At 69.9% G+C, this 13,517-nt stretch carries 13 protein-coding genes and 1 pseudogene; 8 read left to right on the top strand and 6 right to left on the bottom strand.

Annotated features, from left to right (window positions below):
* Nucleotides 1–258, bottom strand: a pseudogene (locus NN2_RS26275) (hypothetical protein); the annotation flags it as partial.
* Between the two features lie 259 nt (nt 259–517).
* Here NN2_RS26275 and NN2_RS26270 point away from each other — a divergent pair.
* The 3 genes from NN2_RS26270 to NN2_RS26260 are packed head-to-tail and all read left to right on the top strand — an operon-like array spanning nt 518 to nt 3,455.
* Complete coding sequence (locus NN2_RS26270; protein WP_227463155.1) at nt 518–763, top strand: hypothetical protein; 246 nt, start codon at nt 518–520, stop codon at nt 761–763.
* Nucleotides 764–819: 56 nt separating this feature from the next.
* A complete protein-coding gene (locus tag NN2_RS26265) occupies nt 820–1,353 on the top strand; it encodes a WKL family lipoprotein (RefSeq protein ID WP_030516907.1) in 534 nt (177 codons plus the stop codon).
* On the top strand, nt 1,305–3,455 hold the full coding sequence (locus NN2_RS26260) for an MMPL family transporter (protein WP_227463156.1): 2,151 nt from the start codon (nt 1,305–1,307) through the stop codon (nt 3,453–3,455). Before NN2_RS26265 ends, NN2_RS26260 begins: the two co-directional genes overlap by 49 nt.
* A 41-nt stretch (nt 3,456–3,496) precedes the next feature.
* Here the strand turns inward: NN2_RS26260 and NN2_RS26255 are convergent, their stop codons facing one another.
* Nucleotides 3,497–3,934, bottom strand: coding sequence for a MarR family winged helix-turn-helix transcriptional regulator (locus tag NN2_RS26255; RefSeq protein WP_063016793.1), 438 nt, complete (start codon nt 3,932–3,934; stop codon nt 3,497–3,499).
* An 85-nt stretch (nt 3,935–4,019) separates the two neighbouring features.
* Between NN2_RS26255 and NN2_RS26250 the strand changes: the two genes are divergently transcribed.
* The 3 genes from NN2_RS26250 to NN2_RS26240 all read left to right on the top strand — a co-directional run bounded on the left by NN2_RS26250 (nt 4,020) and on the right by NN2_RS26240 (nt 7,442).
* Complete coding sequence (locus NN2_RS26250; RefSeq protein WP_063016791.1) at nt 4,020–5,261, top strand: epoxide hydrolase family protein; 1,242 nt, start codon at nt 4,020–4,022, stop codon at nt 5,259–5,261.
* 175 nt (nt 5,262–5,436) lie between these two features.
* Entirely contained in the window at nt 5,437–6,429 is a 993-nt protein-coding gene (locus NN2_RS26245; protein WP_063016813.1) for a zinc-binding dehydrogenase, read from the top strand.
* 23 nt (nt 6,430–6,452) lie between these two features.
* The gene (locus NN2_RS26240) at nt 6,453–7,442 is read left to right on the top strand and encodes an RNA polymerase subunit sigma-70 (RefSeq protein WP_063016811.1); all 990 of its coding nucleotides are present in this window, start codon (nt 6,453–6,455) and stop codon (nt 7,440–7,442) included.
* 8 nt (nt 7,443–7,450) lie between these two features.
* Here the strand turns inward: NN2_RS26240 and NN2_RS26235 are convergent, their stop codons facing one another.
* The 4 genes from NN2_RS26235 to NN2_RS26220 form a co-directional block, all read right to left on the bottom strand.
* Nucleotides 7,451–8,308 carry a heme ABC transporter ATP-binding protein gene (locus tag NN2_RS26235; protein WP_063016789.1) on the bottom strand — a complete coding sequence of 286 codons (858 nt, stop codon included), beginning with the start codon at nt 8,306–8,308 and terminating at the stop codon, nt 7,451–7,453.
* Nucleotides 8,305–9,309: a FecCD family ABC transporter permease gene (locus tag NN2_RS26230; RefSeq protein ID WP_082857269.1), complete on the bottom strand. Its 1,005-nt coding sequence runs from the start codon at nt 9,307–9,309 to the stop codon at nt 8,305–8,307. The genes NN2_RS26235 and NN2_RS26230 overlap by 4 nt, the downstream gene beginning before the upstream one ends.
* Nucleotides 9,310–9,686: 377 nt before the next feature.
* Nucleotides 9,687–10,847, bottom strand: coding sequence for a heme/hemin ABC transporter substrate-binding protein (locus NN2_RS26225; RefSeq protein ID WP_082857267.1), 1,161 nt, complete (start codon nt 10,845–10,847; stop codon nt 9,687–9,689).
* A gap of 73 nt (nt 10,848–10,920) precedes the next feature.
* Nucleotides 10,921–11,883, bottom strand: coding sequence for an aldo/keto reductase (locus NN2_RS26220; protein ID WP_063016805.1), 963 nt, complete (start codon nt 11,881–11,883; stop codon nt 10,921–10,923).
* A gap of 270 nt (nt 11,884–12,153) precedes the next feature.
* On the opposite strand from NN2_RS26220, the gene NN2_RS26215 reads away from it, so the two are divergent.
* The gene (locus NN2_RS26215; protein ID WP_063016787.1) at nt 12,154–12,903 is read left to right on the top strand and encodes a histidine phosphatase family protein; all 750 of its coding nucleotides are present in this window, start codon (nt 12,154–12,156) and stop codon (nt 12,901–12,903) included.
* A gap of 24 nt (nt 12,904–12,927) precedes the next feature.
* Nucleotides 12,928–13,512 (top strand): DUF3090 domain-containing protein, encoded by a 585-nt coding sequence (locus NN2_RS26210; RefSeq protein ID WP_062964358.1) that lies wholly within the window; start codon nt 12,928–12,930, stop codon nt 13,510–13,512.
* The last annotated feature ends 5 nt before the right edge of the window (nt 13,513–13,517 follow it).

The following is a 13,517-nucleotide window of genomic DNA, read 5'->3' as shown; positions in this document are numbered from 1 at the left end:
CAGGCGTAACCCGAGGCCGTTGGGGTCGAGGGCGACCACCCGGCCGGTGGCGGGTTCGGCGAGCAGTGTCGCGACCGGCCCGAAGGCGGTGACGGCTCCGGCGGGCGTGGCGGTCGCCGCCGGCGCGGCGGCGGCGCGTCCGGGAGCACCGGCCGCGGGGGCAGTGGTGTCGTCGCTGTGGGAGGAACAGCCCGCGACGAGCACGACGGCGCCGGCGGCCGCGAGGACGGCACCCAGTGCCGACCGATAACCCCGCATGCTCCGAACTCCTTCGTGTGACTCATGCGTACTGTTTCATCTGACCATGATCGGACACGCGGCCCGGTCACCGGGGTGGTTCCGGCGTGGCACGCGCCTCACCCGTTACCGTGGATACCTCATATCGGACGTCGAACCAGGGGAGTCTCGGTTGGAAACAGACCGCACGTCTGAATTCACACTTGAAGATTTAACCGTTGGTCCGTTCGCCCACGGGTTCGGCCGAACGGCCGAGGGGCAGCCGTTCGCCTTCCGCACGGTGCGTTCCACCCTCACCCTCGAGATCTACCGCGCCGACACCCCCACCGACGTGCCCGGCCCCGAGGATGTGGTGGCCGTGGTCGAGGCCGCCGTCACCGATATCGACCTCGACGACGCCCGCAGCGTGCGCGCCCTGGTGCGTGATCTGGTGCCGACCGCCGTGCCGGTCCCGGCGCAGCGCGGGGCGACCACGACGGTGCGCGCGTTGCTGAACCGGTTGAGCGCGGTCATCGAGGGCCGCTGATCACACGTGCCAGACTGTAGGAACCACCGGTTACTTTCGACACATTCGAGGACGTAATGGCATTGCGACGCACGGTCCACGGCGCATTCGGAATCACGATGCTCGCGCTGGTGATCGCCGCCTGCGACAGCGGCCCCGACGAGGCTTCGGTGGCGGCGGCGCGCTCGTCGGCCTACGCCGCGCTCACCTCCTCCTCGGAGGCGGCCGCCGTCAGCAGCGCCAACCGGCCGCCGTTGCCGACCGCCGCACAGCTGGATTCACAGATCAAACGCGCACTGGATCCCTCGCTGCCCGACAGTGAACGCACCGACCTGATCGAGGACGGCGCCGCGTTCAAGGACGCCATTCCCGACATGTACAAGGCGCTGCACGACAATCCGCGCGCCGTCTACGGCGTGGTCGATCCGGTATTCGACAACCACGACGGCACCCTCACCGCCACGATGCGGCTGGACAAGGACGGCAGCGGCGAGAACGTGCGCACCACCATCGTGCATTTCGTCGATATCGACGGGAAGTGGAAGATCTCGCGCAACGATCTGTGCGGGATCCTGCGTTCGGCCGACTACCGCACCGCGGCCTGCGGCTGACCCCCGGCATGCTCGAGGGGTTTCTGCTGCGCTGGGGTCGATTCGTTCATCGCCATCGCTACCTGGTGTTCGCGATCTTCGTGCTGATCGTGGCCGTCTCGGGGTTCTACGGCCGTGATCTGGGCTCCCGGCTGACCCAGGGCGGGTGGTTCGACGAACACAGCGAATCGGTGGTCGCCTCCAAACTCGCCGACCAGACCTTCGGCCGCGACACCGATGCCGACGTGATCGTGCTCTACACCGCACCACCCGGCCACACCGTCGACGATCCGCCGATCCGCACGGCGATCGCCTCGGCCCTGAAGGATCTGCACGACCGGTATCCGGACCGGATCAAGAAGATCGACAGCTACTTCGACGGCTCGATGATGGGGCAGTTCGCCGACGCCTCCCGCACCCACGCCTTCGCCAGCATCGGCCTGCACGGCTCCGACACCGCCACGGTCGACAACTACCTCGCCATCCAAAAGGATTTGGGCGCAGGCGGTTCCGGGCGCGGACCGGGCGGCACGACGGTACAGCTGGCGGGTCTGCAACCGGTGGTCGAGGGCATCAACATCGGGATGCAGGACGATATCCACCGCGCCGAGCTGATCGCGCTGCCGGTGGTGGCCGTGCTGCTGTATTTCGTGTTCGGCGGCGTGGTCGGCGCGCTGCTGCCGGTGCTCATCGGCGGGATGACGATCCTGGGCAGTCAGGGCATGATGCGCCTGCTCACCGACCACATCGACGTCAACGTCTTCGCCAGCGCCGTGGTCACCCTGGTGAGCCTGGGGCTGGCGATCGACTACGGCCTGTTCGCGGTGACCCGGTTCCGGGAGGAGCTGGCGGCCGGGCGCAGTGTGGAGGAGGCGACCGCGCGCACGGTCGCCACGGCCGGGCGCACGGTGCTGTTCTCCGCCGCGATCATCGCGGTGAGCCTGGCGGCGCTGTTCATCTACCCGAACGGGGTGCTGCGCTCGGTGCCCTACGGCGGCATCAGTTCGGTACTGCTGGCGGCGCTGCTGTCGGTGACCGCGCTGCCGGCGGCGCTGAGTATCGTCGGGCGGCGCATCGATCTGTGGGGCTGGCACCGGTTCGCCGGGATCCGCAGCGCCCAGGAGATCGACAACGGGTTCTTCTCCAAGCTGGCCCTGTTCGCGATGCGTCATCCCGCGCGGGTGATCGTGCCGGTGGTGGCCGGACTGCTCTTCCTGCTGATCCCGTTCCGCAACATCGAATTCGGCGGCCTGTCGGAGCGATACCTGGCCGCCGACAACCCGGCCCGCGTGGCACAGGAGAAATTCGACGCGCTGTTTCCCGAATTCCGCACGGAGCCACTGAAATTGGTGGTCGTGGGGGCGGATCCGCAGCAGTTGTCCGATATCCGGTTCCAAGCCAATTTCGCACCGGGACTGACGGGACCGTTCGAGGCGGCGGCGCCGACGACCAACGGGATCAATGTGCTGTCCACCGGTCTGGTGCACAAGACCGACGCCGACGCCGCCATCGCGGCGCTGCGTGCGATTCCGCATCCGTCCGGGGTGCAGGTGATGGTGGCCGGGGTGCCGGCCCTGGAACGCGACGCCATTCACGGCCTCATCGACGGATTACCCTTGCTGGCAACGATTCTGGCGACCGCGGCCCTGGTGCTGATGTACATCGCCTTCCGCTCGATCGTGCTGGCGTTGAAGGCCGTGCTGATGAGCGCGCTGAGTCTCGGTGCCGCACTGGGCATTCTGACGTGGTTGTTCGTCGAAGGGCACGGCGCGGGCCTGCTCGGCTTCACCCCGGGGCCGCTGATGTTCGCGGTGCTGGTGCTGATCGTGACGGTGCTGTTCGGATTGTCCACCGACTATGAAGTGTTCCTGCAATCGCGCATGGCCGAGGCACGGGCGGGCGGGGCGCCGCCGGCGGAGGCGATCCGCTACGGCATCGCCCACACCGGCGGGGTGATCACCTCGGCGGCGGCGATTCTGATCGTGGTGACCGGTGCGTTCGGCTTCTCCGATCTGGTGCTGATGAAATACATCGCCTACGGCATGATCGCGGCCCTGATCCTGGATGCCACGGTGATCCGCATGCTGCTGACCCCCGCGGTGCTGAAATTGGTGTGGCGGTGAGCCTTCCGCAGGCAACAGCGGGCCGGGACGGATGCGCGGTGTCAGCGCTCCCGTTCCAACTGCGCCAGCCGGGTGAGCGCGGGTAGGGCGGCCGCCAAGGCCCGGCGCTGCGCGAGGCTCAGTTCGCCGATCAGCGGAACCAGATAGCGCACCCGGTCGTCGTGGCGGCTGCGCCGGATCTGCCGGCCGGCCTCGGTGAGGTGCACGAGCACGGCCCGCCCGTCACCGGGGTCGCGGCGACGCAGCACCAGGCCGTCGCGCTCCAGGCGCGCGACGAGTTGCGTGATGCCCGGCTGGGTCATCTGTTCGGTATCGGTCAGCTCCGTCAGTCGCATCGGGCCCCGCTGCGCCAGGGTGTCGAGCACCGACAGCGTGGTGAACGGCAGCTTCTCCCGGACCGGAATGCGGATGTAGACGCGGTTGAAGTCCTCGATCACCGCAGCGAACCCGTCCACGTCGAAATCATCGATGTCGTCCACGCGGGCAACTATATCCGGAACTTATACAAGTTGCTTAAATAAGTTGCTTATGTAATTGTGGCGATCACACGGCGCAGGAGGCCATATGAACGACACCACCGACGATGCCCGACCGTTCCCCTTGACTCCCACGACGATTCACGTCCCCGACGGTGTGCTCGCCGACCTGCGGCAGCGCCTGGAGCGGACCCGCCTGCCCGACGACGTGGGCAACGACGACGGGTATTACGGCGTGCCCGCCGGTTATCTGCGGGAGCTCGTCGACTACTGGCGCAGCGGATACGACTGGCGCGCAGCCGAAGCCGAGATCAACACCTTTCAGCATTACAAGGTCGACATCGACGGGGTGCCGATCCATATCATGCGCAAACCCGGAGTCGGCCCGAATCCGACACCGCTGATCCTGACGCACGGCTGGCCCTGGACGTTCTGGCACTGGTCCAAGGTCGCCGGCCCCTTGGCCGATCCGGGTGCGCACGGCGGCGACCCGGCCGAGGCGTTCGACGTGATCGTGCCGTCGTTTCCGGGCTTCGGATTCTCCAGTCCGCTGCTCGACCGCCCCGATCTGAACTTCTGGAAGGTCGCCGACCTCTGGCACACACTGATGACCGAGGTGCTGGGGTACGAGAAATACGCCGCCGCGGGTTGCGACGTCGGCGCGCTGGTCACCGCGCAGCTCGGCCACAAGTACGCCGAGGAGTTGTATGCCATCCACATCGGATCCGGGCTGAAACTGACCCTGTTCAACGGCGATCGAGCCTGGGACTTCAGCGGTGGACGGCCGATTCCCGACGACCTGCCCGCGGCGGTGCACGCACGATTCGTGGAGCTGGACAGACGTTTCGCCGTCCACCTGGCCGCGCACCTGCTCGCCCCCAGCACCCTCGCCCACGCCCTGTCGGATTCTCCGGCGGGCATGCTGGCGTGGATTCTGGAGCGGTGGAGCAAGTGGAGCGACAACGGCGGTGACGTAGAAACCGTGTTCAGCAGAGACGATCTGCTCACCCACGCCACGATCTATTGGGCCACCAACACCATCGGCACCTCGATCCGCCTCTACGCCAACAACAATCGCTATCCCTGGACGCCTTCACACGACCGCCTTCCGGTCGTGCAGGCACCCACCGGCATCACCTTCGTCGGCTACGAGAACCCGCCCGGTGTCGACACCGAGGACCGCGTCGAGAACTTCCGCACCGGCGACCGCGCCCCTTGGTACAACCACGTCGAGCTCACCGTCCACGACCGCGGCGGCCACTTCATCCCGTGGGAGATCCCGGATCTGTGGATCGACGACCTGCGCCGCACCTTCCGCGGGCGGCGCTGACCCGGTAGCGGCGGGTCACCGGGGCGAGAACCAGAGACCGGCCGGGCTCGTCAAGGTCGTTCGCTCCGCGAACTCGCGCCGGCCCACCGATTCCTTTTCGCGGCACCCGAGGTCTACATGGTCGGCGGCGCCGAACCGGTGGGCAGCGACGAGCCGAGAAAGAGAGTTGAGTGCCGTGAGCGTTCCCGCGACCATGCGAGCCCTGCACCAGACGTCCCTGCGGGGCCCGCAGGACACGTGCCTGATCACCGACGCGCCGGTGCCGCACCCGGGCCGCGGCGAGATCCTGATCCGGGTGACCGCGGCCGGGGTCAACTTCGCCGACATCTCGAAAAGCCGGGGGACGTTCCTCGGCGGCCCGCAGCCGCCGTACCCGGCCGGTTTCGAAGCCGCCGGCGAGGTCGTGGCAACGGGCGAGGGCGTATCCGAACCGCGGCCGGGAGCGCGCGTGGCCGGCGTGGGGGAAGGCGCGTTCGCCGAATACCTGGTCCTCCCGGCCGCGGCGGCCGTGCCGGTGCCGGAGGGCTGGACCGCCGAACAAGCCCTCGGCCTGACCGTCAACCTCCCTACCGCGCTCGCCGCGCTGAAACCACTGGGCCGCCTCGTGGCCGGTGAGACCGTGCTGATCCAGGCCGCGGCGGGCGCGACCGGACAGGCCGCGGTGACTCTCGCCGAACACTTCGGGGCGACCGTCATCGCCGCCGCGGCGCCCGGCAAACACGACCTCGTGCGCGAGCTGGGCGCCGACCACGTTCTGGACTCGCGCGGCGAGAGCCTGGCCGCCGAGGTGCGGGAGCTGACCGGCGGCGCCGGCGCCGATCTGGTGCTCGAATCCGCGGGCGGTTCGGGTTTCGCGGACACCCTCGCCGCGACCAGACGAGCCACCGGCCGGGTGGTCGTCTTCGGCGCGGCCGGTGGCGATGCCACGATCAGCAATCGGCAGCTGATCTACGAACACCAGATTCAGCTCATCGGCCTCAACATCGGCGTGCTGATCCAGGCGGCGCCCGAAATCTTCGGCGCGGTCATGGCGGAGTTGTTCGCCCTCGTCGCCGCCGGCGTGGTCGAACCGGCCCGGCCCACGGTCTACGACTTGGCCGAGGGCCCGAAGGTGCTGGCCGAACTGGAGGCTCGCGCAACCGTCGGCAAACTGGCGCTGCGGCCGTGATCACGGCTCCTACACTCGGCGATATGACCGCGCATGCGCGCACGGCCGACCGGGACCGGTTCGCCGCCGACTCCGGGCGCTACCGCCGGGAGTTGCTGGCGCACTGCTATCGCATGGCCGGTTCGGCACAGGATGCCGAGGATCTGGTGCAGGAGACCTACCTTCGGGCCTGGCGTTCCTACGCCGGGTTCGAGGGCCGGGCGTCAATGCGGTCGTGGCTGTACACGATCGCTACCAATGTCTGCCTCACCGCGAGGACCTCGCATCACACGCGGGTACTGCCCTCGGGACTCGGCGGTCCGGACAACGAGTCGGGCAGCCCGCCGAGATATGTTGTGGCAGGCGAGGTTTCATGGCTGGAACCGCTTCCGGACGGCTGGATCGCGACTGCCGACGATCCGGAAGCGGTCGTGGTCGCACGCGAATCGCTGCGGCTGGCGCTGGTCGCGAGTCTGCAGCACCTGCCCGCACGCCAGCGTGCCATCCTCCTGCTGCGCGAGGTGCTGGCTTTTTCCGCGGCCGAGACCGCGGAGATTCTCGGAACCACGACGGCGGCGGTGAAAAGCGGACTGCAACGCGCCCGCGCCCGCCTCGACGAACTGGACCCGGCACCCGAGAAACTACTGGAACCCACCGACCGGCGCGCACGGGCGCTGCTCGACGGCTACATCGCGGCCTTCGAGCGGTCCGACGTCGCGCTGCTGGAACAGGTGCTGCGCACCGATGCCACGCTGGAGGCGACCCCGTTCCGCGACTGGCAGGCCGGGCGGGCGCACTGCCTCCGCATGCTCGACACCTACGTGCTGGGTGTGCCCGGCCAGTGGCGGATGGTCGCCACCACCGCCAACGGACAGCCCGCCGCCGTCGTCTATCACCGGGCCGCGGACGGCCTGCTGCGTGCGGACGGGATCGTGGTGCTGGCGGCGACCGCCACCGGAGTATCGCGGGTGGTGAAGTTCCACGATCCGGCGCTGGTCGCACTGTTCGGCCACCCGGACGTGCTCGCGGACTGAACGGGGGTTCAGCGTCGCACGGGCAGGACCAGCTGGGCGCCGGTGACGGGGTGGTCGATGACCTCGACGGGGTGACGGTAGACGCGGGTCAGCAGGTCGGTGGTGAGGATCTCGCGCGGGTGGCCGACAGCGGCGAGGCGGCCCGCGTCGAGCACGGCGACGCGGTCGGCGTAGGCGGCGGCCAGGCCCAGATCGTGCAGTACGACCACGACCGCCGCGCCCTCGCCGGCGCGGGCCGCGGCCAGACGCAGCACCTGTTCCTGATGGCCGAGATCCAATGCGGCGGTGGGCTCGTCGAGCAGCAACGTCTCGGTGTCCTGAGCCAGCACCCGGGCGAGTGCCGCGCGGGCACGCTCACCACCGGAAAGCGCCGGGAACGGCCGTGCGGCGAGATGTTCCATATCGGTGGCGGCCAGCGCGGCGGCGATTACCCGGTCGTCGAATTCCTGGCGCGGGGTTCGCGCCCAGGGAGAGCGGCCCATGGCGACGACCTCGCGCACCGTGAACGGGAATCCGACGGTGTGGTTCTGCGGCAGCACCGCGCGGCGGCGCGCCATATCGGTGGGAGTCCAATCGGCGACCGGTCGGCCGTCGAGTTCGACTGTGCCGCTTGCCGGTTCGAGTTCGCCCGACAGCGCGGCCAGCAGCGTCGACTTGCCCGCGCCGTTGGGACCCACCAGTGCCAGGATCTGCCCGGCGACGACGTCGATGTCGACCGATTCGAGCACCGGCCGCCCGCCGCGCGCGATATCGATGCCGCGCGCTCGCAGGGTCACCGCACCGCGCGGTGTCGGTTGCGGAAGACCGTGGGCAGGGCGAAGTGTGCGGATCAGTGCGCGCACGCGTGCCGTTCCGGCGCCGCTCATGCCCAGCCTCCCGATCGGGCGCGAGTGCGCCGCAGCAGCCAGAAGAAGAACGGCCCGCCGACCAGCGAGGTCAGCATGCCCAGGGGGAGATCGGCGTTGTGGACCAGGGTCCGGGCCCCGATGTCGGCGGCCAGCAGCACCACCGCGCCGAGGATCGCTGATAGCGGGATCAGCACCCGGTGCGCGGGACCGACGAGCATGCGCACCACGTGCGGGACGACCAATCCGACGAACAGGATGATGCCGGTGAAGGCCACCCCGGCGGTGGCGAGGATCGCGACGACGACGATCACGTTGCGCCGCAAGCGCTCCACGTCGACACCGAGGTGCCGCGCCGCCGATTCGCCGAGGGCGAGCAGATCCAGGCGCGGCGCCATCGCGACCGCCGCCGCCACACCCAGCGCGGCCAGCGGCGCCACCACGGCCACCGCCTGCCAGGTGGCGCCGTTCAGGCTGCCCATCTGCCAGAAGACGATCTGATCGCGCGCCGCGGGGGAGGCGGTGAACAGCAGAAACGACATCAGACCGCCGGCGAAGGCGTTGACCGCGACACCGGTCAGCACCAGCGTGACGGTTTCGGTGCGCCCGCCCGAACGCGACAGCAGATACACCGCGAGTGTGGTCCCCAGTCCGGCGACGAACGCGCCTCCGGCGACCGACCAGGCCGCCACGAACGCGCCACCGACCACGATCACCACACCCGCCCCGACGGCCGCGCCCGCGGACACACCGATCACGCCGGGTTCGGCCAAAGGATTGGCGAACACACCCTGCAGCAGCGCTCCGGCGGTCGCCAGCGCAGCCCCGACCAGCATCGCCAGCACCACCCGCGGGAACCGGACCTCCCACAGCGTGACCTCACCGGCGGGGTGGTGCGGCATCGGCCCCCAGTCGAGCCCGATCCGGTGCAGCACACTGCCGGCCACCTCGAGCGGGGTCGTGGGGACCTGCCCCACAGCGGCCGAGATCAGCGCCAGGATCACCAGCAGTGCGATCGACATCGCGAAGACGACGGTGATGCGGGACCAGCGGCGCGGTGTGCGCGGACCGACGACGGCGTCGCCCGGAGCGGAAGGGTCCGAGTTGGACCTCGGATGCGGTTCTGCCCGCTGCGTGCCGGAAGCCGCACCGCCACCGGTCCCGGCCGAAGGTGCGACCGTCGACCGTTCGGCGCTCCGGCCGCTGAGCGCATCGGGCCCGGAAGTGCCTGCGCCCGCACCGTTCTCCGGCTCGGATGCGCCGTTCGCGCTCGACTCGGCACCCGACAGGTCCGAGATATGTTGCGCAGCAACGGATCCAGCAGAAGGTGCCACATTCGGTCCGGACGGTCGCAGACCGGGATCGGCGGCCGAGTCCTCACCGGGCGAATCGCCGGGACTCATGCGGGCTGGGTGCCGTAGACGGCCTTCGACAGCGCTTCGAGCACATGCCCGGTTTCGGGTCCGAAGCTGAGCAGCACCGCATCGGACATGTCGACGACGCGGTGATCGCGCCCGGCCGGCGTCTGGGCGACCCCAGGCACCTTCTCCAGGCCGTCGACGCCGCCGACCGATTTCAGCCCGTCCGACATCACCAGCAGCACGTCCGGTGCGGCGCTGATCATCGCCTCGCTGGTGATGGTGGTGAACGGCTCGGTCAGTCCCGCCGCGGTTCCGGCGTCGACGCCGCCCAGTGCCGTCACCAGCGAATCGGCGCCCGAGCCGGGCCCGGCGAGCATGGTGATCGCGGTGCTGCGCAGGTAGACGAATCCGATCTTCAACGGCGGCTGGCGTTTCGGCATCGCGGCGGTGGCCGCGGCGATCTCGGCGTGCGTGCGCTCGGCCAGCTTCACTCCTTGATCGTGGACGCCCAAGGCGTCGGCGACCGACCGGATCTGCGGGCCGACACCGTCGATGGTGCGCTGCGGGTCGAAGTACACGACCGTGATGCCGAGCGCGCGCAGCTGATCACGCATGGTGGGGGTGGCGCTGGTGGTGTCGGTGAGAAACACCGTGGGCCGTTGCGCGGCAACGGCTTCGATGTTGATGCTGCCGGTGCCGCCCGCCACGTTGGGCACGTCGCGCACCGCGGGGAAGGCCGCCGAGGTCGAGCGGCCCACCAGTTTGGAGCCCAGGCCCAGCGCCCACACGGTCTGGGCCAGGGTGCCGTAGCGGTCCACGGCCACGATCCGGTCCGCGGAGGTGACGGTGACCTCGGCGCCGTCGAACGAACGCACGGTGACCGGTAGCGCGGGCACCGGCTCGGGGCCGATCGGCGTCGGATCCGGATTCGCCAGCGTCGCGGTGGTCGCGCCCTGCTGCTCGCCCGAGGCGCCGCTGCCCCCGCACGCGGTGGTGACTCCGGCGAGCAGCACGACCGCGAGCACCGTGAGCAGCCACCGGGTGCCGCCCCGGGCCGGCCGCTGCCGTCCACCCGGCTCAGTCGATGCCGAACGGTTCCGTGCGGTCGTCGCGAACCTCAGCGCCGGCGCGCCCGGCTCGGTGGGCCCCGCCGGTGCGGCGGAGGCGATGCGGGCCGATCGGACGTCGAGACACCTCATGTAGGCAAGCCTAAGTGGTCGCGCGGACCGGTTGTCACCGCCCTGTGCGCGCACGTCCCGCCGGCCCGGCCGCTCAGATACCGCTGACGTCGTCGAGAGCGGCCGCGATCGCCCGCGGAAGTTCCAGCGTTTCCGCGGCGAGAACGCCGGTGAGCTGACCGATATCGCGGGCGCCGACGATCATCGACGCGACGCCCGGCCGGTCGCGCAGCCAGGCCGCCGCCACCGCCAGGGGCGAGGTGCCCAGCCCGTCGGCCGCGGTGACCACCGCGTCCACCACCCGGGTGGCGTGTTCGTCGAGACGTTCGCGGATTTCGGCTGCGGTCGCCTCGTCGGCGCCACGCGAGTCGGCGGGCACACCGTCGCGATATTTGCCGGTGAGGATGCCACCGGCCAGCGGTGAGGCCGCGATCAACCCGACCCCGTGGTGCCCGGCCGCCGGTAGCAGTTCGGCTTCGGCACCGCGTGCCAGCAGCGAATAGGGCGACTGCGCGGCCACGATCGGGGCCGCCGAGGCCAGGGTGGCCAGCTGCCAGGCGCTCAGGCCGCGCGCCCCCGCGTAGCGCACCTTGCCCGAGCGCACGGCGTGGTCGAGGGTGGCCGCGATCTCGTCGAGCGGGGTGTGCCGGTCCCAGGCCGCCACACTCCAGATGTCGAGATAGTCGGTGCCCAGTTCGGCGAGGGTGCGGTCGAGTTGACGCATCAGGGTGCGCCGCGACGCGTCCACACTCCAGTGGATGCCGGCCGCGGGTCCGCCGTCGGGATCGGTGACCCCGGGCACCGGCACCAGGCCCGCACACCCGCTGATCACCAGATCGTCGCGCGGCACCAGCTCACCCACGAGCTCGCCGAGCATGCGTTGCGCGGCGCCGCCCTGATACACCGGCGAGGTGTCGACCAGCGTTCCGCCGGCCTCCACGAAGGCCACCAGCTGCGCCGCCGCGTCCTCGGCATCGGTTTCCCGGCCCCAGGTGTGGGTGGCCAGCCCCATCCGCGATACCCGCAGGCCACTGCGGCCCACCGCCCGCTGTTCCATCACCACACCGCCCCAGCTCTCGTCACAGTGTCCGAGCCTAGGGCCACAACCGGTCCCGGAAACGGATACCACTCGCGAACCGCCGGAAGATGCGAGGTGCACCACAGCGCCCGCCGGTGCGGGGAGGCCGGGTCACAGGCCCGGTCGCCGATTCCTCCGACAGCGAAACAGGTTGCATACCAGCGGGTTCCGCATCGCCGGGGCGTGCGGCCGAGGTTGCGGGCCGGTGACGGCGCGAGCCCGGCGGTGGTGATCGCCTAGTCTGGTCCCATGACGGTGATCCTGCTGCGGCACGGGGTGTCGACCTCCAACACCGCGCGCACGCTGGCCGGCCGCAGTCCCGGGGTCGAGCTCACCGAGCGCGGCACCGAGCAGGCACTGGCGGTGGCAGAACGTTTGGCACCGTTACCGATCGAGCACATCGCACATTCCCCGCTGCTGCGCTGCACGCGCACGGTTTCGCCACTGGCCGACAAACTCGGCCTCGAACCCGAACCCGACGAGCGCCTGCTCGAGGTGGATTACGGCGAATGGACCGGCCGGCTGCTCTCGGAGCTGGTGAAGGAACCGCTGTGGAAGGTCGTGCAGCAGCACGCCTCGGGGGCGGTGTTCCCCGGTGGTGAGGGCCTGGCCCAGGTGCAGTACCGGGCGGTGGCCGCGGTGCGCGCGATCGACACCGAACTCGCCGAACGCCACGGCCGCGATGTGCTGTGGGTGGCCTGCACACACGGTGACGTGATCAAGTCGCTGCTGGCCGACGCGTTCGGCATCCATCTCGACGGGTTCCAGCGCATCGTGGTGGAACCGGCCTCCATCAGCGTCGTCCGCTACACCCCGGCCGCCCCCTACGTGTGGCGGGTCAACGACACCGGCTCCGACCTGTCGGCGCTGGCCGCGGTCGCACAACCGTCCGAGCAGCGGGCCGGGCCCGTCCCCGGCGGTGAGGTGGGCGCCGCGCCGCGGGCGGATAATGGGAATATTGCGGATCCCCCCGATTCGGGGAACGAGCGTAATCAGTGATGCAGTCGGTTTCAGGAGGTGCAGATGGCCCGAGCAATCCATGTGTTTCGCACCCCCGACCGTTTCGTCGCCGGAACCGTCGGTGAACCAGGGGATCGCGCCTTCTATCTACAGGCCGTGCAGGAACCTCGCGTGGTAAGCGTGCTGCTGGAGAAGCAGCAGGTGAAGGTGCTCGCCGACCGGATGGGTCTGCTGCTGGACGAGGTGGCGCGGCGGTTCGGCGCCACGGTGCCGCCGCAGGCCGAGGACGTCTCCGACACGGCTCCGCTCCAGATGCCGATCGACACCGAATTCCGGGTCGGGACAATGGGTTTGGGCTGGGACGCCGATGCCGGCGCGGTGGTGGTGGAACTGCTGGCCATCACCGAGACCGAGGTCGACGAATCGGTGGTCCTCGACGACACCGAGGAGGGCCCCGACGCGGTGCGGGTGTTCTTGACCCCGGAGCAGGCCCGCGAATTCGCGTTGCGGTCGGCGAAGGTGATCGCGGCCGGACGGCCGCCGTGCCCGCTGTGCGGGGAACCGCTCTCGCCCAAGGGGCACATGTGTGTGCGCACCAATGGTTACAAGCGCGGCGACATCTTCGGCGCGACCGATCTGGAGGACTGAGGACC

This window comes from Nocardia nova NBRC 15556 (assembly GCF_001613005.1).
Taxonomy (GTDB): Bacteria; Actinomycetota; Actinomycetes; order Mycobacteriales; family Mycobacteriaceae; genus Nocardia; species Nocardia nova.
This window is presented reverse-complemented; position numbering and strand designations above follow the sequence as displayed.